Genomic DNA, 22,471 nt, shown 5'->3' with positions numbered 1-22,471 from the left:
GAATTATTTATGTATCTAAATGCTAATAAAAATATCTTATCTATAGTTAATCTCTATAAATATATTTTTAATAATCAAACCAACCTGCGAGTAAGTTGTGGCTGGGGCCGTAAAAAAAGTTTCTTTAAAGCCCAAGCCTTAGCCAAACAAAAAGGTCTGACAGCTCTCTGCCTGGAGGATGGTTTTGTCCGCTCTCTGGGCTTGGGTAAAGATGGTTATCCACCTCTATCGCTTGTTGTTGATGAAACCGGTATTTATTTCGATGCACTACAGCCTTCAGATTTAGAAAACCTCATTTTAAAAGATGAGAGTCTTAAAGATAATCTTCGTGCCCAACATGCCATCGACCAAATCTTAAAATATGGAATTACTAAATATAATCAAAAATTTCAAACAATAGATTTAGGCAAGTTTGATCAAAAAAGCACACATATCTTAGTGATAGATCAAACCTTTGGTGATCAATCGATCAAATATGCAGGGGCCACGCCAGAAACCTTTAAAACTATGCTGGCACAAGCTTGTTTAGATCATCCAGAAGCGATTATATGGGTAAAAACCCATCCTGATGTACTGGCCGGGAAAGCTCAAGCTCATTTTACGCCAGAGGATTTCAATCAACCTAATATACGATTGCTCACTGAGCACTATAATCCTGTCGAGCTGCTGCAGCAGATGGACGAAGTGTATGTGGTGAGTTCTCAGCTTGGTTTTGAAGCACTGTTATGCGGAAAAAAAGTACATTGTTTCGGCGTGCCGTGGTATGCAGGTTGGGGACTGACAGATGATCAATATGCACCTTTGGAAATCTTAAATGGAAGACGTGGTGTCAAACGTTCCCTCAACCATTTATTTGCATCTGCTTATTTTCATTATGCACGCTATGTCAATCCAGTTACCGGTGAGCGCTGTGAATGTGAAGATATTATAGATCTGATTATTCCGAATATTGAATTTCAAAAACATCTAGGTCAATCCTATATTGCGTATGGTTTTAGTCCTTGGAAAAAGAAATTTATTGCGGACTTTTTAAGCTTTCCAAAGCTTAGTTTAAAATTTCAACGCTATCTAAAGCCTAAAAAAAATCAGCCGACTCTTGCTTGGGGCAAAAAAGCGCAACGATTGAAAGATCAGAATTATCTAAATGTGATTACTGTAGAGGATGGATTTATCCGATCTGTTGGATTGGGCGCCACTTTAATTCGACCATGTTCGCTCGTTTTTGATGATGTCGGTATCTATTATGACGCGACAAAACCATCAGGAATTGAGAATCTTCTCAATCAAGTTAATCTTACCGAACAGCAGCTTCAAAGAGCACGTGATTTACAGCAAAAGCTCATCGATCTGAATATTTCAAAATACAATGTCGGTGACTCAAGGCCATTAAAACGTCCTCAGCATTCGCGGGTTTTATTGGTCGTGGGGCAGGTTGAAGATGATATGTCGATTCAGCTCGGTGGAATCGGGATTAAAACTAATCTGGATTTGCTAAAAAAGGTGCGGCAAGATCATCCGGACAGTTATATTATCTATAAACCCCATCCAGATGTACAAACGGGTTTGCGGGTCGGGAAAATTTCCGACCAAGACATGTTAACCTATGCTAACCAAATTGAATTGAACACCTCTATTTTAGAATGTTTTGAAATTTGTGATGAGGTACATACCATAACCTCACTTAGTGGCTTTGAGGCCCTGATTCGAGGCTTAAAAGTTTATTGTTATGGTTTACCATTTTATGCAGGTTGGGGATTAACACAGGATTTGTTTTCATCACAAAGACGCAACAATAAAAATATAACCTTAGAAACTTTGTTATATGTAACTCTAGTAGAATATCCTACATATAATTTACCGCATACTCGAGCATCGGGTATTCCCTTGGTTCGTCCCGAGGATGTGATCGCTTATATTAAAAGTCAATTAGATCAACCGGTAGCTCATGATCATAGGTATAAGCGTGTATTATTACATTTATATAACAAGTTAAAAAAATAGGTTAGTTTCTTTATGTCAGTTCATGTGAATCGTTTATTGCTTTCTGAACGGGTTCTGTTATTACAGGGGCCGATGGGAAACTTTTTTAATCGTTTTTCTGCCTGGCTCAAAGACCATGATATTCAATGTTTTAAAGTGAACCTGAACGGCGGAGATCAATTTTTTTCGCGTTCTTTTGAATACAACTTTGATTTTACCGGCACGTATGCCGATTTTTCGACTTGGATCGAAGACTTGCTTTTGTCTCAAGAGATTGATGCAGTGGTCTGTTTTGGAGACTGCCGCAAGTATCATCAAGCTGCAAAAAAAGTTGCCTTAAAGCATCGAATTAACTTTTTTGCTTTTGAGGAAGGCTATATTCGGCCGAACTATATTACGTTTGAGCAAGATGGGGTGAATTTCTTTTCCAACTTCTTATCCCATTTAAAATTAAAAACAAAAAAAACTAAAAATACCCAAGTGAAAAAAGTATCTGAAGTCAATAATAGTTATCGTTCGATGCTGATCAGTGTCATGGTCTATTATGTATTTATGCTGCTTTTCTCCTGGAAATACCCGCATTATAAACATCATCGGCAGATGAGTATCTGGTCAGAAATTTATTATTGGGTCTGGTCGGGTGTGCGACGGATTAAAAATTCTTTCATAGAAGAAAAGCGGTTTAATGCATTTATACAGGCCTCTAAAAAACGTTATTTTGTTTTTGCACTACAAGTACATAATGACTTTCAGATTCGTACCCATTCTGATTTAAAATGCATGAAAAAGTACATTGAAATGGTCATTCAGGATTTTGCACAACATGCAGATTCATATCATCATTTGGTGCTCAAACATCATCCGATGGATCGTGGCTATCGTAATTATGCCTCTTATATTCGTAAGCTAGCAAAGTCTCACGATGTTGAAGGGCGTGTTCACTATTTTTGTGATATTCATTTGCCTACATTATTAAAAAATAGTCTGGGTTTTGTTGCAGTAAACAGTACGACAGGCATTCAAGCTTTGTATCACCATATTCCTGTCAAGGTATTAGGGTATGCACTTTATAATTTACCTAAATTGACCAACCAACGTCCATTGGCTAAATTCTGGAGAAATCCAGGCAAGGTCGATCAGGTGTATTTCAACTATTTCCGTGAAGAGCTGATTAATTATTCCCAATTGAATGGGGCTTTTTATGGTGCTTCACCTTGGATGGGTGATTATGATATGTCGCATATGGAGGTAGAGGTTGAAATGCCACAAGCCAAAAATTCTGTTTCTATTTAATAGGGATGAGATCCGCTTTCTGGTTTAGATAATGAACCATTTATAAAATTGGGGGATCTGTTTTAGGGTAGATCCTTGAATGCATTTATCCGTTTTTATTGAAAATGATGGAAATAATAATTTAACCATATATAAAAAAGCCCCCATCTTTCGATGAGGGCTTTTTGAATCTGGAGCGGGAAAGGAGACTCGAACTCCCGACCCCAACCTTGGCAAGGTTATGCTCTACCAACTGAGCTATTCCCGCGGAGTCTATAAAGTTTTTTAAATGAAAAAACTAAATGAAAAAATTTTGAGCGGGAAAGGAGACTCGAACTCCCGACCCCAACCTTGGCAAGGTTATGCTCTACCAACTGAGCTATTCCCGCATGCCGTGTATAATACAGCATGCAAAAATGTGGTCAACACCTTTGTTAAAAATCTTGCATCAATTGCATAAAATAAAAGCAAAATGCTGTAGGCCAGACAATAAATAACCAATATTTATATAGAAATCAATGAAATTTCGCCACAATCAACGGATTGCGCCTGAACAGATTACCGAAATACTCAGCAGAACAAGGTATACTGGGACTATATTTTTGCAGATTGGAGTCAGACCATGAGTTTAGAACAACAACTGAAAGACCGTTTGGCGCAATTATCCCCAACCCATTTGGAAGTGGTGAATGAATCTTCGGGTCATGGCGGTTATTTTCCGGGAAAAGAATCGCATTTTAAAACCGTGATTGTGAGTCAGGCTTTTGCCGGTTTACGTCCAGTCCAGCGTCATCAGAAAGTTTATGCTGCTGCGGGTGATCTGCTGTCGAAAGACAAGATTCATGCGCTGGCTATTCATGCATTTTTGCCTGAAGAATGGGCAGGTCAGGACACTACCAGCCCTGCTTGTGCACACGCACCAAAAAACTAAGAGGACATGATGGAAACCCAACTTTTAGTCAAGATTATTCATATGTCGGCAGCAGGACTAGCGATTGTCGCCATTCTTGCCCGTGCCTTGACCTTGTTTGTCGGCACACAGGGAAATATGCCTAATCCGGTAGCACGTACAGCGCTAGTCGCTTTACAGCATTTAGCTATCACGGTGATTGCACTGACCGGTATAGTATCGCTCGTCCTGAAAGACTTTGATGTACAGCCTTGGTTCTATGCCAAAGTCATTTTATTTTTGGTGCTGGTATCCTCGCTAGGCAAAGCCTATAAAAAAGATGATTCGATCTTGCTGTCGCAGCGTCGGGCTGGCTTAGTTATTGCTGTAGTTTCATTGGTGTCTATTCTGGCTTTGGTGATGATCAAGCCGAATTTTGGCTAAAAGCAGGCTGGCTGTGATGATCAGCACAGCCAGTCCATGCAAATAATTAGAAAATACAAATGTTGTAAAAGTAATTAAAAATGTGAGGAGGGGGACATGCGTACACGTGTGGTATTTAATCAAAAGGGTGGGGTAGGCAAGTCGAGTATTACTGTCAATCTGGCAGCGATCAGTGCACATCAGGGTTTAAAAACCTTATTGATTGACCTGGATCCGCAGGCCAACTCTAGCCAGTATGTGCTGGGTGATGATGCGACGTATTCTAGTGACAAGCCGGCACTCGAACCGAATATCGAAAACTATTTTGAAGATGTACTCGGTAATCAGCAAAGCAAGGGCTTGCTTGGTAATGCGATTGGCTCAATTTTAAAAAGTCGTAGCAAAGGCCTGGAAAGCTATGTGCATCAATCCTCTTTTAAACATCTGGATGTCATTCCGGCTAGCCCGACACTGGGTGCATTGGCCCATGCACTGGAGTCCAAGCACAAGATCTACAAGTTACGAGATGCCTTGCAACAACTGTCGGGGCATTATGACCGGGTATTTATTGATACACCGCCTGCATTCAATTTCTTTACCCTCTCTGCTCTCATTGCGGCGAACCGCGTGCTGATTCCATTTGACTGTGATGTATTTTCTAAACGTGCCCTACAGACCCTGATTGAAAATGTGATTGAAACCCAGGATGACCATAATGAAGGGCTGGAAATCGAAGGGATTGTCGTGAACCAGTTTCAGGCACAGGCCAAATTACCGCGTGAAGTGGTACAACAGCTCAAAGATGAAGGCTTACCGGTCCTCGACAGTATGTTGCCACCCTCGATCTTGATGAAAGAATCTCATCAGAAAAATCAGCCTTTGATTCATTTGGCTACTGATCATAAATTGACTCAGGCCTATCAATCGTTGTTCAATGAGATAGAGCAGAATTAAGATCGAGTTAGCTATGAAACTTGTGAAAGTAAGCCTGAGTATTGCTGCACTGGCATTACTGAGTGCCTGTGCAACGCCGGTAAAACCGACTTATGTGTCGCCCACCCTCTATCAGACTTTGGGTTGTTCGCAATTACAGGGTGAATATAATCGTATTCAGCAGTATATCGACAATGGCGTTGAACCACCGAAACGTACTGGCGTCGGTGTGGGCGTTGGTCTTGGCGGTGGTTGGGGTAGTCGCGGTGGCTGGGGTATTGGCCCGAGTGTTTCAGTCAATATGGGACAATCATCCGATACCAAAAGAACCGAACTGGCACGGCTTTTAGGCGAGCAGGAAGCGATTGTACAGGCCGCGCGTTATAAGAACTGTCCGATCATCGTTCGGCAGGCGACGCCTAAATAAATCATTCAACATTAAACGGATGAATGCTGACTTCGGGTCGGCATTTTTTTATTGCTTTCACCAAGAATAGGGCGGTTTACATTAAGATAAAACTCACGGGAAATTGACCAGACTGTATATAAATCTGAAATTTATAAGCTTGTTATCACACTCTCATATTGATTAAGCTACAACCTTGGCCCGGAAAAGTTCATTGCGATGATTGAAAATTGGTTATTTGTTTTAGGACTCATTGCTGTAATGATGGTTCCAGGGCCCGCCAATGCCTTGGTGGCTAGTTCTGCTCATCAGCAGGGGCAGGCCAAAACCAGTCTCTATCTTCCTGCCATTTTGCTCGGCTATTTTTATGCCATTAATGTCTGGGCCTTGTTGATTCATCTGGCGTCACCGATCTGGCCAAATTTTAAAGGCTTGGTCTATGTACTGAGTACCATCTGTGTGGGCTGGATGACCTTACATTTATATAAGGCTCAGCAGTTAGAACGTTACAGCAAGACCCATCCGCAGATTCGCCCCTGGCAAATGTTTACAACTACCCTAAAAAATCCCAAAGCAGCCTTGTTGGCCTCTGGAATTTTACCGATGGAAACCTGGCAAAGTCCGACCAACTTCGTTCTGGTTTTTGCTGCCTTTAGTTTGAGTACCATTCCGGTCGGGGTTTTCTGGATGGTCTTTGGTCAGGCCATTTTGACCAGTCCATCTGAAAAAATAAAAGCCGGCCTCATTTATAAAGGCGCGGCTCTATTTGTCCTGCTTTGTCTGATCCCACTCCTGATCAAGCTCTGGGATTAAACGCACAGGCTGTAAAAAAATCTTAATGTAAACAGTTCTTAAGCTGTTTTACTTTTTTTAAGTTTTTGCTGGATAAAGCCAATCACACCTGGCAATACACTTAAAATAATGATGCCAAAAATTAGATAGGTGAAGTTGTCTTTAACGATCGGCATATTGCCAAACATATAGCCCAAAATGACAAATGAGCTAATCCAGGCAAATGCACCCACCACATTATAGGTCAGGAAATATTTGTAATTCATGCTGCCAGCACCGGCAACGAAGGGTGCAAAGGTACGGGCAAAAGGAACAAAACGCGCGAAAATAATGGTTTTACCACCATGTCTGGCAAAGAATTGCTGAGTTGCCAATAAGTGTTTTTTATTGATGAAGCGCGATTCAATCTCGAAAACCCGAGGACCAATATATTTCCCAATATGATAATTCAGGGTGTCGCCCAATACTGCCGCCACAAACAAGAGTGGAATCAGCACCCATGGATCCATCGCACCAGTAGAGGCTGCCAATGCACCTGCTGCAAATAGCAAGCTGTCGCCGGGCAGAAATGGCATCACCACCAGACCTGTTTCTACAAAGATAATCAGGAAAAGAATGGCATAAATCCAGATCCCGTAATTGGTGATAAATTCAAGCAAGTGATCATCAACATGCAAGATAAAATCAATCAGTTCCATGAGCCCAGTACAAGCAAAAGTGTGGTCAAATCCTAACAGCCCGGGGCATGAAAGTCAGTACCAGAAAGTAAAATAATTAACGCTCCATCCATCTTCAATTGAGCAAAAATTTCTCTTACATATTATCTTCAGATTTTTATAAAAACATGCTTAGTTGGATTAAATCTTGAGCTTAAAAATATAAAAATGACAGACCAAACAAGGCATCCGAAGGGACGCTTTGTTGTGCTAGAAATATAATGCAATCAACTAAATGTATACCTCATGCGAATTGTGTGCTTAATGCGCTGAAAAATGTTAGAATACGGCGCTTATCTTTCGTTTGCCTTTCATAGTTGTTCGTCATGACTACCAATACTCAAATTACTGAAGATCGTATCCTGATTCTGGATTTCGGTTCTCAATATAGTCAGCTCATCGCACGTCGTGTCCGTGAAGCTGGTGTATATTCTGAAATGTATGCCTATGATATGTCTGAAGAAGACATTCGTGCATTTAATCCAAACGGTATCATCTTGTCTGGTGGACCTGAGAGTGTTCACCTTGAGGGCAGCCCGCGTGCGCCACAAGTGGTATTCGAGCTGGGTGTGCCGGTATTGGGTATTTGTTATGGTCTGCAAACCATGTGCGAACAGCTTGGCGGAAAAGTTGAGCCAGGTCATGTACATGAGTTTGGCTATGCAGAAGTAGATATTGTTGTACGTGACAAGCTGATCGGTAACTTACAGGACCGTGAAAACCAGCTGCATGTCTGGATGAGCCATGGCGATAAAGTTGCCCGTATTCCAGAAGGCTTCCAGATCACTGCACAAACGCCTAGCTGTCCAATTGCGATGGTTTCTGACGAAACTCGCCGTTTCTATGGTATTCAGTTCCATCCTGAAGTGACACATACTTCTAAAGGTGCAGAATTACTGTCGAACTTCGTGCATCAAATTTGTGGCTGTCGCGGTCTGTGGACGCCAGAACACATTATTGATCTACGTGTAGAACAGCTTCGCCAACAGATTGGTGATGAAAAAGTATTACTAGGACTTTCTGGTGGTGTGGATTCATCTGTAGTGGCAGCGCTGTTGCATAAAGCGATCGGTGATCAGCTGACCTGTGTATTTGTAGACAATGGTCTGCTTCGTTTGAACGAAGGCGATCAAGTGATGCAAATGTTTGCTGACAACATGGGTATCCGTGTTATTCGTGCTGCTGCTGAAGAGCGTTTCTTGACTGCGCTTGCAGGTGAAGTTGATCCTGAAGCAAAACGTAAAATTATTGGCCGTGAATTTATTGCTGTCTTCGCTGAAGAAGCACGTAAATTAGATGGCGTAAAATTCCTTGCACAAGGTACGATTTATCCAGACGTAATTGAATCTGCTGCAAGCAAGCAGGGCAAGGCACATGTGATTAAATCACACCATAATGTGGGTGGTTTACCAGCAGATCTAGCGTTTGAACTGGTTGAACCATTACGTGACTTATTTAAAGATGAAGTACGTAAATTGGGTACGACTTTAGGTTTGCCGCACAGCATGATCTATCGTCATCCATTCCCAGGTCCGGGTCTAGGTGTGCGTATCTTAGGTGAAGTGAAAAAAGAATATGCAGACATTTTACGTCTTGCAGATGACATCTTCATGCAGGAACTACGTGACAGCGGCTGGTATGACAAGACTGCTCAAGCATTTGCAGTATTCCAGCCAGTAAAATCTGTGGGTGTTGTGGGTGATGGCCGTCGTTATGCATGGGTAATTGCACTGCGCGCAGTAGAAACTGTGGACTTTATGACAGCTCGTTTCGCGCATCTTCCATATGAACTTGTAGACAAAATCTCTACGCGTATCATGAATGAAATTGCTGACGTTTCTCGTGTGACTTATGACGTATCGTCTAAGCCACCTGCAACGATTGAATGGGAGTAATTTAGGGGTTTCGGACAGCACTGCTGTCCGCCTAAATTACGCCAAGCGCTATGCGCGTGGCAGTATCTGGTTTATCAGATATAACCTAATAAAAAAGAGCGCTTCGGCGCTCTTTTTTTGATTTATACTGAATAAAAATAAACCTTTAAAAGCTAAAAAATGCCTTTACCTACTTATGATCAATTAATGCTGCCTTTAATGAAATTATTATCAGAATTAAATGAGCCAATAAAAATTTCGGATGCTGCGAATATCCTAGCTGAACGTTCCAATTTACACGAAGAGGATTTAAATAAAATTCTTCCGAGCGGGAAAAATATATTTAAAGATAGAGTGGCATGGGCAAAGACCTACTTAGTTAAGGCGGGCTTAGTTCAACAACCGAAGAGAGCATATTGTGAGATTAGTAGCTTGGGTAGACAGGTTGATTTAAAAAGTTTAGATGCTATAACAAATGAATATTTAGCACAGTTCAACGGATTTTCAGATTTTAAATTAGGAAAGAAAAATAAAGATGAGTTTGGGATCGGGAATCTACAAGTTATTGAAAGCCTAAATAGTTACCAAGAAACTCAGACTCCAGAAGAAACAATCCAGAACACAACGGAATTATTAAAATCTGATTTGAAAAGTGATTTGCTTCAGATGGTAAAAGATAAATCTCCTTCATTTTTTGAAAGACTGGTTGTCGATCTTCTGGTGGCAATGGGCTACGGCGGTTCACATCAAGATGCAGCTCAAGCGATTGGTAAAACCAACGATGGTGGAATTGATGGTGTAATTAGTGAAGATCGATTAGGGCTAGATAAAATTTACATCCAAGCGAAACGTTGGAAAGATACTGTTGGTCGTCCCGACATTCAACAGTTTAAAGGTGCTTTGGCCGATCAAGTTGCTAAGAAGGGTGTATTCATTACTACGTCAAGTTTCAGTAAAGAGGCCATTGAGTCGGCAAGAAAATCCGGTATTGTTTTAATTGATGGCGATAAGCTGACGTCTTTAATGATTGAATTTGGTTTAGGTGTACAAATAGAACGTAGTTTTCATATCTATAAAATCGACCAAGATCGTTTTGATGAAGATAATTTTTAACGGGTAATTTAAGCCGGTTTAACCTGCCAGTTTTGCAGCTCCCCAGCTAAACTTTGCTCCAGATCTGGATCATAAGCTTCAACCCGATTCCGTCCATTGGCTTTAGCCTGATATAAGGCAATATCGGCCTGTTTAATCAGGGTCATTAAATCTGTTTCACAGCTTTCCAGAATGGCAGCACCAATCGAAATGCTAAAACTGAAACGATGTTGGCTGTCCAGATCGATCACAATATTTTCAATTTTATGCCTTAAACGCTCGGCAACTTCTAGCGCTTCATCCAGAGAGGTTTCAGGTAAAAATGCAATAAATTCCTCACCGCCATAGCGTGCCAAAATATCATGCTGCCGCATTTCGCTGTGTGTATTTAGAGCAATCGTCTGTAAGACCTGATCTCCGATATCATGACCATAACGATCATTAATCTGCTTAAAATGATCGACATCAAAGACCAGTAAACTGATAGGCACCGGTTGATCAAAATTCTGTTGTACCAGTTGTTGCGCGAGATATTCAAAACAGCGACGGTTATTCAGGCCAGTGAGTGAGTCGGTATGAGCCATATTTTCAAAGGCCTGCCGATTATATTCATTCAGGGTATGCTGCAAAAATACCATGCGTGATTTTAAGGTCGAGCTCCAGCTAATATATAGACTGAAGGTCAATACTGGCAGATAAATCAGGGAAAATAAAAACATCTGGTACAGGTCAGACCGAGTATTGAAATATACGCCGATGTAAATTATCAGGGTAATCAGACTCGAAGTAATCAAAGACGGCCAGAACCGGATCTGCACACATAAATTGGCCAACACAATAAAGACCAAGGAGGCATATTGATAAATGAGGGTATAAGCACTTTCAGACTAGTTTAGATTAAAAAACCAGATGGCACTTGCGCCAATAATTGAGGTAGGCAAGAGTAAATCAAACACAGGTAAATTGCGATAAGAGTGATACATCCAGATCGTGATCAGTACGATTAGGATGGTATAGCTGATTTTGGTCAAAATGAGTAACTTGAGAATATCATTCAGCACCAGAATATCGGCAAGGGTATAAGAGGCATATGCCAGCTGTGCGAATAAATTAACCTGTAATAAGTATTTTAAAGTGAGCTTTTTCTGATGAGCATAGTAGGCTGGTTTTAAAGGCGCAGGAATACGAACCAGCGGATCTTGAAGAGCCTCCTGAATCAGGGTACGTGATTTTTTTTCGTTATCATGCGGCATGCAGCCTTCCCAAATTAAAATATATAAAAATGAATGAGATGAAATTTATATATAGTTGTATAAAAAATATTCTATTCTTTTGTTGGATATTTTAAAAGTGGAAGAATCAAATTTATTTTATAAAATAAAATCCCCGATTAACGCATTCTAAGAATGATCCTAGCTTATAGAACAGACCAATGATTCAGCTTTAATTCGCCGTTGACTGGGCCGGTTGAGTGCCTGGCTTAAATACATTCCAGGGATTTTCTGTCGTAGGCTTGGGCTTATTCAGCATATCAGGATGATAGACCTCAATCCGGTTTCGGCCAGACTTCTTGGCCTGATACAAGGCGATATCGGCCTGTTTGATCAGATCTTCCAGAGTCTGGGTATGTGATTCCAGTTCTGCTACACCGATCGAAATGGTGAACCGGATGGCATGATTGGGTTCGACATAAATATACTGCTTTTGAATTGCACAACGAATTCGTTCTGCAATCACCAGGCTGTCTTGTAGCTGAGTATCTTCCAGGAGGGCGATAAACTCTTCCCCGCCAAAACGTGCCAGTACATCGCTATGCCGCATTTCTTTACGGGTCACCTCAGCAATCAGTTGTAGTACCCGATCACCAACATCATGCCCATAGCTATCATTAATATTTTTAAAATGATCGACATCAAACATCAATAGGCAGCTACTGGCATGTTTAGGCCATTGATGAATAGATCGTTCAGCCATATCGACAAAATGGCGACGGTTGTAGAGCTGGGTCAAATCATCAGTATGGGCCAGATTCTTTAAGGTTTGATAGTTCCATTCATCGAGCAGAGAGCGCAGAAAAGAACGCCGCACATTTAGAATATTATTCCAGTTAATATAAATACTAAAAAACCACAGTGGACTAAAGACCACGCTAAAAATAAAGGCTTGAGAAGCACTCATGAACTGCGATACCCCAAGCATGATAAATAGGGCAATCAAGATGGAGCAATAGACCGCGACTTTAAACTGGGTCTGCACACAGAGATTGGCGATGAGAATAAAAATCGCAGAGGCGTAAATATAGGTGGCAACATGCGGACTGGTTGAAAGCGCGAGTAAGCCAATCCAGGCGGCTGCAGCCACCGTGGTGCCTATCGGCAAGATTCTGTCCAGAATCTGAATATTTTTATGTTTTTTAAATAGGTAATAACAGCAAAACATCGCGCCCAGAACCAGAACGACGCGCATCAGACCAGAAATAAAAAACATATCTGGAATAATCAGAATATCGGCAAAGAAATAGAGTAAAAAGGCAATTTGCGCCAGATAGTTAATTTGACGCAAGTTATGATGACTATGCGTATAGACATAATCATGAAAATACTGCTGAAACGGGGCAGGAATACGGGCATAAGGATCTGTCAGCGCCTGTTCAATCAGCTGACGGTTCTGCAGATCACATTCAGATAATTTCAGTGATTTATCGGTCGTCGAATTTTGAAAAGATACATTCGCCGTTGAATATATATTTTCATTCTGAGCAGACATGTCCTGGTCCAGTATTATTTTTATAGGTGCCTATTATGCCGTGATTGAGTAAAAAATAACCTCCCAAAAATTGGGTATCCGGGAAGTTTTTAAAGCTAAAACGTAACAAAATTTGTGTTTTGTAAAATTGAAAGTGATTGAAATACATGAATAATCATCTTATTCATTGGGATCTTTAGTTGTTGTTGCTCCGTTTCACGTGAAACATGGACTAATGACATTCCTGATCTTCAGTTTATTTAAACTCATAACGCCATGTACCTAAATCATGATTGACTTGCTAAAACTCAAGTTTGGGGCTTTGGATACAAATCTCATCAGCTTTTCAGGATTTAAATTGATGGAACTAATGAGGAGTTTTATACGTATCTAAATATTTCCAGGGATAGATTTTGCCCATAGACCCTGTACATTGTCCTGAACAGAGAGGCATCTTGAATCGGTCAAATGCATGTCTCAGCCACTCAAAAGTAGAATGAAAATGCCGAGGTAAGCTCAGCCATGTCGAATAATAGTGATATTGAACTGTCGAATTCCGATAATTGTGAAAAGTACGTGAATCAGTTTATTCAGGAGTTTCCTTTACGTCGCGCGGAAATCGGGCAGGGCACCGTGATTAAACGCGCCTTGCCGAGCCGGCATAAGCGCATGATTGGTGCCTGGTGTTTTCTGGATCATGCGGGTCCGGCCAGTTTCCCGCAAGGAGATGGTTTGGATATCGGCCCTCATCCACACATTGGTCTGCAGACCTTTACCTGGATGATCGAAGGCAGCATGATGCACAATGACAGTCTGGGAAATCAGCAATTGATTCGTCCCAAGCAGGTCAATCTGATGACCTCGGGTTATGGCATTTCACATACCGAAGTCTCTCCTGAAAGTGAAACGCATATGCATGCAGCACAGTTGTGGATTGCCTTGCCGGACGACAAGATCAATATGGCACCAGGTTTTGAACATTATCCTGAATTGCCGGTCATAAATGAACAAGGCATCGAGTTTACCGTGCTGGTTGGAGAATATTTAAAAACGAGATCACCGGTTAAAGTACATAGCGAACTACTCGGAGTAGACTTGTACGCAGCTGAAAGTAGCAGTATGCGTTTGCCGCTGAATCCGAAATTTGAATATGGCTTTATGGTGCTTGAAGGTACGGCCAGCATCAATGGACATGAACTGACAGAGGACAATATGCTGATCCTGGAGCCGGGCTTACAGCAGGTCAACGCTGAAGTTCATGCCGGGAGCCGGGTGCTATTGATTGGTGGGGAGCCATTTGAAAGCCCGATTTTACTGTGGTGGAATCTGGTTGGGCGTACGACAGAGGAACTTAAAATTGCGCGGGAACAATGGATTGAAGGTCATGAACGTTTTGGTTCCATTCCTGCCTATGATGGGCCACGTTTAGAAGCGCCTGCATTTCCAGACCAGATGCGTGCTTCCCGATAAATGCTAAAAATGATGAGAATGTAGAGCGCTGTCTGAATTGAACTTAAATAGTGAATCTGCAACATAGAATACATATCATTACAGTCATCAAAAAATGAGCTAGAGTCTGCTGCTTTTTGTTATGCTCAAAAAGTAAGAACAATAAAATCATGAGTCTAATATGCGTGTTTTACATCATCTTGAACAATCACGATCATTTCGTATTCTGTGGGCTATGGAAGAATTAGGACTGGATTACGAGGTTAAATACTATAAACGTCAGCCCAACCTTTCTGCGCCACCGGCCTTAAAACAGATTCATCCGCTGGGCAAAGCTCCGATTCTGGTCGATCAGTCTCAGGTACTGGCAGAATCTGCGGCGATCCTGGAATATTTGCAGGAAACTTATGATGAAAAGCAACAATTTCGTCCAGAAGATATTACCGGCAAAGCCCAGTACCGTTACTGGATGCATTATGCAGAAGGCTCATTGATGCCGCTGCTGGTAATGCAACTGGTGATGACCACTGTACCAAAACATACCCCGTTGCTGATTCGGCCGGTGGCCAAGAAAATCTGTGATGGAGTGAAAAAACAGTTTGTACAGAGCCGTTTAAAAGATCATATCCAGTTTCTGGAAAGCTATTTAAGCGAGCATGATTATTTTGCCGGGCATTTCAGTTTTGCAGATATTCAAATGAGTTTTCCTTTGGAGGCCATGCAGAGCCGGACAGGCCAAAGCTATCCAGCGATTCAAGCCTATCTGAAACGGGTGTCGCAACGTGCTGCCTATGCGCGTGCACTGTCCAAAGAAAAACAGATCAGCTCTTAAACGCTTAAAAGAAAAGGTGTCGATGGCACCTTTTTTGAGGGTTATCTTATTCTGGAAAGCTGAGACGCTCTTTGGGGAAAATCACCTTAAAGGTAGAACCTTGATTTTCCTTGGACTCAATTTCCAGATGTGCCTGATGCTGCATCAGCACATGTTTGACAATCGCGAGTCCCAAACCGGTACCGCCAGTACGGCGGCTGCGGTCTGAATCGATCCGGTAAAAACGCTCGGTCAGTCGTGGCAGATGTTTGGGATCAATACCGATGCCGTTATCTTGCACCACAAAATAGGCGGATTCACCATCATCATGCCAGCCGATGGTGATGGTGCCGCCTTTAGGCGTGTACTTGATGGCATTGGTGATCAGGTTGCTAAAAGCGCTGGCCAATTCCATATCTGAACCGATCAGATCGCAATGACTGTCAATGTCCAGATTCAGGGTATGACCATAATCAATATTATAGGCCTGGGCATCATCGAATAGCTGGTTCATCAGACTCGGCATTTCAATGATCTGGTTTTTGGCAATATTCTTATCATTTTCCAGACGTGACAGCAGCAGCAGGTCGTTGACCAGAGCATTCATGCGTCGGGTTTGCGACTGCATCTGATCAAAAGCGCGTTTCCAGCGCGGATTAATATCTTCCTGATCGGTAAAGGTTTCAATATAGCCACTGAGCACGGTCAAAGGAGTGCGCAGTTCATGGGAAATATTGTCGACGAAATCCTTTCGCATCTGTTCCAGATTGTGCATCCGGGTCACATCATAAGCGACCAGTACCCGACTTTCTCCGCCAAAACGGGTCATTTTAACCTGCACATAGTGGTCTTCAAACAGCGAAGAACGCATTTTCAGGCCGTCGGGAGATTCATCAATATGGTGATAATATTCGATAAAGCTCGGTTGGCGTAGCAAGGTCAGGATATTACGGCGACGGTCATCACTGGAGATTCCGAGCAGACGTTCAGCCGCCGGATTCCACCATTCAATCTGCTGGTTTTCATCAAGCAGCACCACAGCTTCTTGCAAGGCCACTAGCGAAGATTGTGCACGATCAATCAGTTCGACCATTTCCGCCTGAACAATCCGTTCCTGACGTTGGGCGCGATAAACATTGAAAAGTAGCGCACCCCAAATCCCGCCAATATTCGGTGGAACATCATAGGGGCGATTGGAAATCCATTCATTGACCAGATATAAGGAACGCATTTGGGTCGCAAAGAATGCCACGAAGGCAATTACGATACAAATCCAGAAATACCCAATCCCAAAACCGATAAAGCTGGCGATAATTAGGAAAAAAGCCAGTAGGCGTAAATCCTGCTTCGCAAAATCCCATAAACTGCTGTAACGGATTCTTTTGTGTTCGCGTGCCAGTTCGGGGACAGGGTAGGGTTCATACATAAAACAAGATTTACCTTAAAAGATATTAACCTAAAGCGACATCTGAACGGGTCGAAAAGCGATAGCCTGTTCCGCGAACGGTCTGTACAAAACGGTCTACACCATAAGGTTCCAGCACTTTACGCAAACGGCGGATATGCACATCGATAGTCCGGTCTTCAATATAGACGTTACCGCCCCACACCTGATCCAGCAATTGCGCACGGGTATAGGCACGTTCCGGATGGGTCATGAAGAAGGCCAGCAAACGGTATTCAGTTGGCCCCATTTCCAGAATGTTGTTACCAAAATTCACCCGCTGGCTGACCGGATCAAGAATCAGTCCGTTAGCATCAATGGTTTTTTCACCGCTCAGGGCATTGGCACGGCGCAGTACCGCCTTAATCCGTGAGACCAGTTCCCGGGTCGAGAATGGCTTGGTCATGTAGTCATCGGCACCGGCATCCAGACCTTGTACCTTGTGGTCTTCTTCACCGCGTGCTGTGAGCATGATCACCGGAATTTCTGACAGGCTTTCATCACGTTTCAGACGACGACACAGGTCCACACCGCTGACACCACCCGGCATCATCCAGTCCAGCAAAATCAGTGCCGGACGCTGATCCACAATCATCTGATGCGCCTGCTTGGCATCTTCTGCCTGTAAGCACTGAAAACCGGCCATATCCAGAGAGGTATGGATCATTTCCCGAATCGGGAGCTCGTCATCGACGATTAATATGTAGTCATCTTTCACAACGCAATACCCTATTTCATGTAAACGGTGAACCGTTTTATATTTATGACAGGCTTATTACAAAGACTAATTATGACAGTATCATTGCAGAAAGGGAAAAACTGCTGATATTCGCAAAGATTTGTGACAAATATAATGCAGAAACTTGTTAAAAAATCATAAATTAATTTTACTCATTTTCGTAGTACAGCATAAAGATTTCATTTACTACAGAAGAGATAGAAATCTATTAAACACATGATTTAAAATCTATTTTTTCTCTGAATATGACTCGAGCAGCGCCAAAAAAACCACACTACAAGACGATAAAACTTCCTCAAGCGAATGCTTAAAACCACTCATCACCCAACGAATGGCAATTTGGGTGACATAGCCATTTAAACCGGTCGACACCAATGAAATTTCCTGCTCGCTGCGATTTAACTGCGGCATCATCAACATGACAAAGGCATGAATCATGCGGTCGAAACGTGACATGGTTTCATGAATGGTGGCCTGATTATGCAGTTCCTGCACCAGCATGGCATCGATATAAATGATCCGTGCCATGCGCGGATTGTCACGCAGGGTAGTGAGCAGCGCACTCAAACCGGCTTCGATCATTTTTTTCGGATCACTCGATGCCTGCATCATGGCCTGCATCACATTCTGCTGCAGTTCATCAATCAGTTTTAAGAAAATGGTCTGAAACAGATCTTCGCTTTTCTTGAAGGATTCATAAAAATAACGTTCGGTTAGTTTGGCTTCATTACAGATATCTTTGACGGTAACTGAAAAAAAACCATAACTGCCATAGGCTTCAATTCCGGCTTCGATGAGCTTTTCACGACGTGCCTGCTGCCGTTCAGCCATCGACAGGCCTTTAAACTGACGTTCCTTAGTTTTGGAGGGTCGTGATTTTGCTGCTGAGTCGATTGAATCGGTCATAAGGCCTGTGTGCTCATCTGCATGAAGATTTTAAATATCTTAGCAATAAATCACGCTTAGACCTATATGGAAATGCTGCCCTGAAATTTGGCCTCTAAGGGCATGGGATAATTATTGACAATCTATATTGTCAAAACTATATTGAGGATCTGTGCTAGCTCCTGAAACAACAGAACAAGATCCTGCTGTCATGGAATGGCAGTTCTTTACATAAGGAAATTGAATGAAAAATTTTAAAAATAAAGTCGCTGCGATTACCGGTGCAGGTTCAGGGATTGGCCAGCAACTGGCAATATTACTGGCCCAGCAGGGTTGTCACTTGGCGCTGAGTGATATCAATGAACAAGGTCTGGCACAAACACTTGAATTGCTCAAAGAGAGTGATGTTCGTGTCACCATTCAGAAAGTAAACGTAGCAGAATTGGAGCAGGTGCGTAATTGGGCGGCACAGGTCGAACAGGATCATGGCAGTGTCAATATGATCTTTAACAATGCCGGCGTTGCATTGGGTTCAACCGTTGAAGGGGCATCTTATGAAGAACTGGAATGGATTGTCGGAATCAATTTCTGGGGCGTGGTTTACGGAACCAAAGAATTCTTACCTTTGATCAAGAAAACCGGCGATGGTCATATCATCAATATTTCCAGCCTGTTTGGTCTGACTGCTCAACCGACCCAGTCTGCTTATAACGCGACCAAGTTTGCGGTACGTGGTTTTACTGAATCCCTGCGTCAGGAACTGGATATGGAAAATTGTGGGGTGAGTGCACTGTGTGTACATCCGGGGGGTATCCGTACCAATATTGCCAATGCGGCAAAAATGAATAACAGCCTGCTGACTTTAGGTATGAATCCGGAAAAATCAGCCCGTAATTTTAATAAATTATTGCGTTGTCCACCTGCAGAAGCTGCCCGTCAAATTCTGGAGGCGGTACAAAAAGACAAACGCCGTCTACTGATCGGTAATGATGCCAAAGCGATTGACCTGATTCAGCGGATCTTGCCGACCGGTTATCAGCATGTCACTGCACTGGCGACCCAGTTTGGCAAAAAGAAAAAAAATCTGCTTAAGAAATTGTAAAACAGACCCGCGAAAGCGGGTTTTTTTATCGCTGTGATAGGGGCTAATTTTTTGCAAATGAGAGTATTAACTCCTGTAATGCTTTAGGCACGTAAAAAAACCTGCATCTAAATCAACGCTTCAACCGTTTTTTTCTTCCAGACAAACTGATAATACAGTCCCTGCAAAATACACAGGCTGACAAAGGCCAACGCGTAGGCATACCAAATACCTTCCAAGCCCCACCACCGGCTAAACAGATAAGCGGCGGGAACTTCAATACAGAGAATGGCAAAAATGTTGATCAGCATTGGCACGGTCACCGTACCACTTGAGCGCATGATCGAAGCAAAAATGGCACTGGCACCAAAAAACAGTATTGACCACAGCACAATAAACAGCAGTTGTTGTCCTAGTACTACAACCTTAGGATCGGTAATAAATAGCGCCATCAGATATTTGGAGAACAGATAGGCCAGAATCACCAGACCGCCGGTAAACAGGATATTCATACTCAGCGCAGTCCGGGTAACTTTATTGAGCAGATCTGATTTACCTGCACCAATCGCTTGAGCACCAAATACAGACGCGGCAATCGCAATCGACAAAGCGGGAAATTGAATATAATTTAAGACCTGATTGACCGCGCCATAGGCCGCTGTTGCTTCTGCACCATAGCGGTTGACCAGTCCGACAATCACCAGTCCGGCAACTGAAGTGGTGACCATTTGCACACCAGTAGGAACCCCCAGTTTCAAGATCATTCTGCTTAACTGTGGTTGATGACGAATATTTTTTAATAAGGCCCAGTCGAGTTTGAGCGGATGCTGCCTATAATTCAAATACAGGATTAAAAACAACAGGACCGCCAGATTTCCCAGAATGGTGGCAATCGCCGGCGAGATTATACCCATTTTAGGAAAGCCAAAATAACCTGCAATCAGTACCGGTGTCACCACCAACCCGACCCCAATGGTAAGTGCGGAAGCAAACAGGGGGGTGGTACTATCCCCAACACCGCGCAAGATGGAAGTATAAATAATATAGATAAAGATTAAGGGGCTACCCGCCAGCATCCATTGCACATAGGGCAAGGATAAATGCATCACATCCGGATCTGTGCCAAGCGCCAAGAGAATATTCTCAGCAAAAATTACCCCAAAAAGTGCAATCAAGCTGCCGCCAATCAAGGTCATAAATAAAGTTGAACCGACCACACAGCGCACTTTTTCTATATTTTTCCCGCCCCAAGCCTGGCCAATCAATACGGTAGAGCCGGCCGATAAACCAATCACAAAGGCCATCAGACAAAACAGGATCGGGAAAAAAACGGCAACAGCAGCAATCGCATTCACTCCGAGCATTTGTCCCACAAAAACCGTATTGATCGTGCCGGAGAGACTTTGCAGGATATTGGTCGCAATTAATGGCAACAGAAATACCAGAAAGGCTTTCCATAAATTCTGTTGATGAATCAGTGAGTGCTGTGCCATGCGACATCCTGTGATTGAATTATCATCTATTTGTTGATGCAGCTATTATTCGGCAGAATATAAGAAAAAGCCTTAGCTTTTAAGTAACTAAGGCATTTATTTTATGAGATTTTTAGTTAAAAAATGAGTTAAACCTTTGAAAGAATTTGACCTGCCTGGATCAAGGTTTGTTCTTTTTTTGCAAAGCAAAACCTGAGCAAGCGTAAATCTGTAGGAGGATGCTGGTAGAACGCAGAGACTGGAATCGCGACAATCCCATGTTGTTCTGCCAGAAAATGGCACATGGATAAATCATCGAGCTCAGGCCGAATCTCTGAATAATCTAAGTTCTGGAAATAAGTCCCTTGAGAAGGTGTCCATTTAAAGCGTGACGTTTCAATGGATGAGTTAAATAAATCCCGTTTGTTTTGATAGAAAGAGGACAGTTCAGGTATATGCTCAGGATGCAGTTGCATATATTCCGCCAAGGCAACCTGAACGGGCGTCACACCACAGAAACTGGCAAACTGATAAATCTGTCTGAACATTTTCATCAGTGCGGGTGCAGCAATACAAAATCCGGTTTTCCAGCCAGTGACATGGAAGGTTTTACCAAAAGAACCAATCACAAAACTCCGCTCACGAAGTTCTGGAAATGACCAGGCCGAATAGTGCTGAACGCCGTCAAAAACCAGATGTTCGTAGACTTCATCGGACAGCACCACAATATTGCGCTCGCGAATCAGCTCGATCAGTTGCTGCCAGTCTGCCTTGGACCAGACACTACCACTCGGATTATGTGGAGTATTTACCACAATCATGCGGGTACGGTCATTAATGGTATCTTTGACCTGATTCCAGTCCACAGAAAAATCAGGATGCTGCAAAGCAATATGCACTGGCTTTGCCCCAACCAGTTGTACCGCAGGTCCATAACTGTCATAGCTCGGGTCGAAAATAATCACTTCTTCCCCGGCACGCACCGTGGCTTGAATGGCACAAAAAATCGCAATTGTCGCCCCAGGGGTAATCGTGATTTCCTCGACAGGATCAATAATCAGTTGATCACGCTGCTGATAGAGATCTGCCACCAGACTTCGCAAGACTGGCAGACCATCTCCCGGTGCGTACTGGTTAAATCCATTCTGGCTGGCCCGGTTTAAAGCTTCAATCAAGGCAGGAGGCGCTGCAAAGTCCGGAAATCCTTGAGAAAGATTCAAGGCTCCGAGTTTTTGTGCCAAGGCCGACATGGTACTAAAAATGGTCACGCCCAAATCAGGTAATTTAGAAGGGAGTTCCAGCATGTCCTTGGCCTTGAAGAATGAGATATGAATGAGTGTAGCAGCAAGTTCCGTATAGGATAATCAGAAAAATAGGGAATATTGGGCAATATTTTTAATTAAGATGTACCACATGCAATGTAAGATTTTTAATTGAAGGGTCATAAATTAAAGGCCTAATTATGTGA

General features: G+C 42.7%; 19 protein-coding genes, 2 tRNA genes and 1 pseudogene. 12 read left to right on the top strand and 10 right to left on the bottom strand.

The annotated features are described in order from the left end of the window. Nucleotides 1-9 precede the first annotated feature (9 nt). Both PV763_RS09685 and PV763_RS09680 read left to right on the top strand, forming a co-directional pair. On the top strand, nucleotides 10-2,001 hold the full coding sequence (locus tag PV763_RS09685; RefSeq protein ID WP_420937770.1) for a capsular polysaccharide biosynthesis protein: 1,992 nt from the start codon (nucleotides 10-12) through the stop codon (nucleotides 1,999-2,001). A 12-nt stretch (nucleotides 2,002-2,013) separates the two neighbouring features. Beyond that, complete coding sequence (locus PV763_RS09680; RefSeq protein WP_420937769.1) at nucleotides 2,014-3,273, top strand: capsule biosynthesis protein; 1,260 nt, start codon at nucleotides 2,014-2,016, stop codon at nucleotides 3,271-3,273. Between the two features lie 171 nt (nucleotides 3,274-3,444). On the opposite strand, the gene PV763_RS09675 is transcribed toward PV763_RS09680, so the two are convergent. Together PV763_RS09675 and PV763_RS09670 are read right to left on the bottom strand one after the other, a co-directional pair. Beyond that, a tRNA-Gly gene (locus PV763_RS09675) sits at nucleotides 3,445-3,520 on the bottom strand. Between the two features lie 48 nt (nucleotides 3,521-3,568). Continuing rightward, nucleotides 3,569-3,641: transfer RNA gene (locus tag PV763_RS09670), tRNA-Gly, on the bottom strand. Between the two features lie 233 nt (nucleotides 3,642-3,874). Between PV763_RS09670 and PV763_RS09665 the strand changes: the two genes are divergently transcribed. From PV763_RS09665 to PV763_RS09645, 5 genes are all read left to right on the top strand, one after another. Further along, nucleotides 3,875-4,183 carry a BolA family protein gene (locus PV763_RS09665; RefSeq protein ID WP_004280957.1) on the top strand — a complete coding sequence of 103 codons (309 nt, stop codon included), beginning with the start codon at nucleotides 3,875-3,877 and terminating at the stop codon, nucleotides 4,181-4,183. A 9-nt stretch (nucleotides 4,184-4,192) separates the two neighbouring features. Continuing rightward, nucleotides 4,193-4,585 (top strand): SirB2 family protein, encoded by a 393-nt coding sequence (locus tag PV763_RS09660; protein WP_420937768.1) that lies wholly within the window; start codon nucleotides 4,193-4,195, stop codon nucleotides 4,583-4,585. Nucleotides 4,586-4,681: 96 nt separating this feature from the next. Next, nucleotides 4,682-5,518, top strand: coding sequence for a ParA family protein (locus PV763_RS09655; protein WP_004280959.1), 837 nt, complete (start codon nucleotides 4,682-4,684; stop codon nucleotides 5,516-5,518). 13 nt (nucleotides 5,519-5,531) lie between these two features. After that, nucleotides 5,532-5,924, top strand: coding sequence for a hypothetical protein (locus PV763_RS09650; protein WP_004644837.1), 393 nt, complete (start codon nucleotides 5,532-5,534; stop codon nucleotides 5,922-5,924). Between the two features lie 198 nt (nucleotides 5,925-6,122). Next, nucleotides 6,123-6,716, top strand: coding sequence for a threonine transporter RhtB (locus tag PV763_RS09645; protein WP_420937767.1), 594 nt, complete (start codon nucleotides 6,123-6,125; stop codon nucleotides 6,714-6,716). Nucleotides 6,717-6,754: 38 nt separating this feature from the next. Here PV763_RS09645 and PV763_RS09640 read toward each other — a convergent pair whose 3' ends face one another. Continuing rightward, nucleotides 6,755-7,393: a DedA family protein gene (locus tag PV763_RS09640; RefSeq protein ID WP_004644839.1), complete on the bottom strand. Its 639-nt coding sequence runs from the start codon at nucleotides 7,391-7,393 to the stop codon at nucleotides 6,755-6,757. Nucleotides 7,394-7,737: 344 nt separating this feature from the next. Between PV763_RS09640 and guaA the strand changes: the two genes are divergently transcribed. Both guaA and PV763_RS09630 read left to right on the top strand, forming a co-directional pair. Continuing rightward, the gene (gene guaA, locus PV763_RS09635) at nucleotides 7,738-9,306 is read left to right on the top strand and encodes a glutamine-hydrolyzing GMP synthase (RefSeq protein ID WP_213686704.1); all 1,569 of its coding nucleotides are present in this window, start codon (nucleotides 7,738-7,740) and stop codon (nucleotides 9,304-9,306) included. A 159-nt stretch (nucleotides 9,307-9,465) separates the two neighbouring features. Continuing rightward, nucleotides 9,466-10,398 carry a restriction endonuclease gene (locus tag PV763_RS09630; protein ID WP_004280964.1) on the top strand — a complete coding sequence of 311 codons (933 nt, stop codon included), beginning with the start codon at nucleotides 9,466-9,468 and terminating at the stop codon, nucleotides 10,396-10,398. An 8-nt stretch (nucleotides 10,399-10,406) separates the two neighbouring features. Here PV763_RS09630 and PV763_RS09625 read toward each other — a convergent pair. Together PV763_RS09625 and PV763_RS09620 are read right to left on the bottom strand one after the other, a co-directional pair. Next, nucleotides 10,407-11,630 (bottom strand): annotated as a pseudogene (locus tag PV763_RS09625) (GGDEF domain-containing protein). A 190-nt stretch (nucleotides 11,631-11,820) separates the two neighbouring features. Continuing rightward, complete coding sequence (locus tag PV763_RS09620) at nucleotides 11,821-13,143, bottom strand: GGDEF domain-containing protein (protein WP_420937766.1); 1,323 nt, start codon at nucleotides 13,141-13,143, stop codon at nucleotides 11,821-11,823. Nucleotides 13,144-13,644: 501 nt separating this feature from the next. On the opposite strand from PV763_RS09620, the gene PV763_RS09615 reads away from it, so the two are divergent. Beyond that, a complete protein-coding gene (locus PV763_RS09615) occupies nucleotides 13,645-14,592 on the top strand; it encodes a pirin family protein (RefSeq protein ID WP_420937765.1) in 948 nt (315 codons plus the stop codon). 160 nt (nucleotides 14,593-14,752) lie between these two features. Continuing rightward, nucleotides 14,753-15,403 carry a glutathione S-transferase family protein gene (locus tag PV763_RS09610; protein WP_420937764.1) on the top strand — a complete coding sequence of 217 codons (651 nt, stop codon included), beginning with the start codon at nucleotides 14,753-14,755 and terminating at the stop codon, nucleotides 15,401-15,403. Between the two features lie 46 nt (nucleotides 15,404-15,449). On the opposite strand, the gene phoR is transcribed toward PV763_RS09610, so the two are convergent. From phoR to PV763_RS09595, 3 genes are all read right to left on the bottom strand, one after another. Next, nucleotides 15,450-16,808, bottom strand: coding sequence for a phosphate regulon sensor histidine kinase PhoR (gene phoR, locus PV763_RS09605; protein WP_148334838.1), 1,359 nt, complete (start codon nucleotides 16,806-16,808; stop codon nucleotides 15,450-15,452). 25 nt (nucleotides 16,809-16,833) lie between these two features. Next, a complete protein-coding gene (phoB, locus tag PV763_RS09600; protein ID WP_004280972.1) occupies nucleotides 16,834-17,544 on the bottom strand; it encodes a phosphate regulon transcriptional regulator PhoB in 711 nt (236 codons plus the stop codon). Nucleotides 17,545-17,793: 249 nt separating this feature from the next. Beyond that, nucleotides 17,794-18,471, bottom strand: coding sequence for a TetR/AcrR family transcriptional regulator (locus PV763_RS09595; protein WP_420937763.1), 678 nt, complete (start codon nucleotides 18,469-18,471; stop codon nucleotides 17,794-17,796). A gap of 223 nt (nucleotides 18,472-18,694) precedes the next feature. Between PV763_RS09595 and PV763_RS09590 the strand changes: the two genes are divergently transcribed. After that, nucleotides 18,695-19,552, top strand: a complete 858-nt coding sequence (locus tag PV763_RS09590; protein WP_420937762.1) for an SDR family NAD(P)-dependent oxidoreductase — start codon at nucleotides 18,695-18,697, stop codon at nucleotides 19,550-19,552. Nucleotides 19,553-19,659: 107 nt separating this feature from the next. Here PV763_RS09590 and PV763_RS09585 read toward each other — a convergent pair whose 3' ends face one another. Then, on the bottom strand, nucleotides 19,660-21,024 hold the full coding sequence (locus PV763_RS09585; RefSeq protein WP_005249600.1) for an MATE family efflux transporter: 1,365 nt from the start codon (nucleotides 21,022-21,024) through the stop codon (nucleotides 19,660-19,662). 128 nt (nucleotides 21,025-21,152) lie between these two features. Continuing rightward, complete coding sequence (locus PV763_RS09580; protein ID WP_420937761.1) at nucleotides 21,153-22,307, bottom strand: methionine aminotransferase; 1,155 nt, start codon at nucleotides 22,305-22,307, stop codon at nucleotides 21,153-21,155. Nucleotides 22,308-22,471: the final 164 nt, after the last annotated feature.

The organism is Acinetobacter sp. AS5, assembly GCF_048957595.1.
GTDB lineage: Bacteria > Pseudomonadota > Gammaproteobacteria > Pseudomonadales > Moraxellaceae > Acinetobacter.
Note: the sequence above shows the minus strand (reverse complement) of the source record. Positions and strands in the feature narration are given on the sequence as shown.

Excerpts from the sequence above, each read along its gene's own strand:
- PV763_RS09685 (WP_420937770.1), top strand. The coding sequence starts at position 10 with ATGTATCTAAATGCTAATAAAAATATCTTATCTATAGTTAATCTCTAT.
- PV763_RS09680 (WP_420937769.1), top strand. The coding sequence starts at position 2,014 with ATGTCAGTTCATGTGAATCGTTTATTGCTTTCTGAACGGGTTCTGTTA.
- PV763_RS09665 (WP_004280957.1), top strand. The coding sequence starts at position 3,875 with ATGAGTTTAGAACAACAACTGAAAGACCGTTTGGCGCAATTATCCCCA.
- PV763_RS09660 (WP_420937768.1), top strand. The coding sequence starts at position 4,193 with ATGGAAACCCAACTTTTAGTCAAGATTATTCATATGTCGGCAGCAGGA.
- PV763_RS09655 (WP_004280959.1), top strand. The coding sequence starts at position 4,682 with ATGCGTACACGTGTGGTATTTAATCAAAAGGGTGGGGTAGGCAAGTCG.
- PV763_RS09650 (WP_004644837.1), top strand. The coding sequence starts at position 5,532 with ATGAAACTTGTGAAAGTAAGCCTGAGTATTGCTGCACTGGCATTACTG.
- PV763_RS09645 (WP_420937767.1), top strand. The coding sequence starts at position 6,123 with ATGATTGAAAATTGGTTATTTGTTTTAGGACTCATTGCTGTAATGATG.
- PV763_RS09640 (WP_004644839.1), bottom strand. The coding sequence starts at position 7,393 with ATGGAACTGATTGATTTTATCTTGCATGTTGATGATCACTTGCTTGAA.
- guaA (WP_213686704.1), top strand. The coding sequence starts at position 7,738 with ATGACTACCAATACTCAAATTACTGAAGATCGTATCCTGATTCTGGAT.
- PV763_RS09630 (WP_004280964.1), top strand. The coding sequence starts at position 9,466 with ATGCCTTTACCTACTTATGATCAATTAATGCTGCCTTTAATGAAATTA.
- PV763_RS09620 (WP_420937766.1), bottom strand. The coding sequence starts at position 13,143 with ATGTCTGCTCAGAATGAAAATATATATTCAACGGCGAATGTATCTTTT.
- PV763_RS09615 (WP_420937765.1), top strand. The coding sequence starts at position 13,645 with ATGTCGAATAATAGTGATATTGAACTGTCGAATTCCGATAATTGTGAA.
- PV763_RS09610 (WP_420937764.1), top strand. The coding sequence starts at position 14,753 with ATGCGTGTTTTACATCATCTTGAACAATCACGATCATTTCGTATTCTG.
- phoR (WP_148334838.1), bottom strand. The coding sequence starts at position 16,808 with ATGTATGAACCCTACCCTGTCCCCGAACTGGCACGCGAACACAAAAGA.
- PV763_RS09595 (WP_420937763.1), bottom strand. The coding sequence starts at position 18,471 with ATGACCGATTCAATCGACTCAGCAGCAAAATCACGACCCTCCAAAACT.
- PV763_RS09590 (WP_420937762.1), top strand. The coding sequence starts at position 18,695 with ATGAAAAATTTTAAAAATAAAGTCGCTGCGATTACCGGTGCAGGTTCA.
- PV763_RS09585 (WP_005249600.1), bottom strand. The coding sequence starts at position 21,024 with ATGGCACAGCACTCACTGATTCATCAACAGAATTTATGGAAAGCCTTT.
- PV763_RS09580 (WP_420937761.1), bottom strand. The coding sequence starts at position 22,307 with ATGCTGGAACTCCCTTCTAAATTACCTGATTTGGGCGTGACCATTTTT.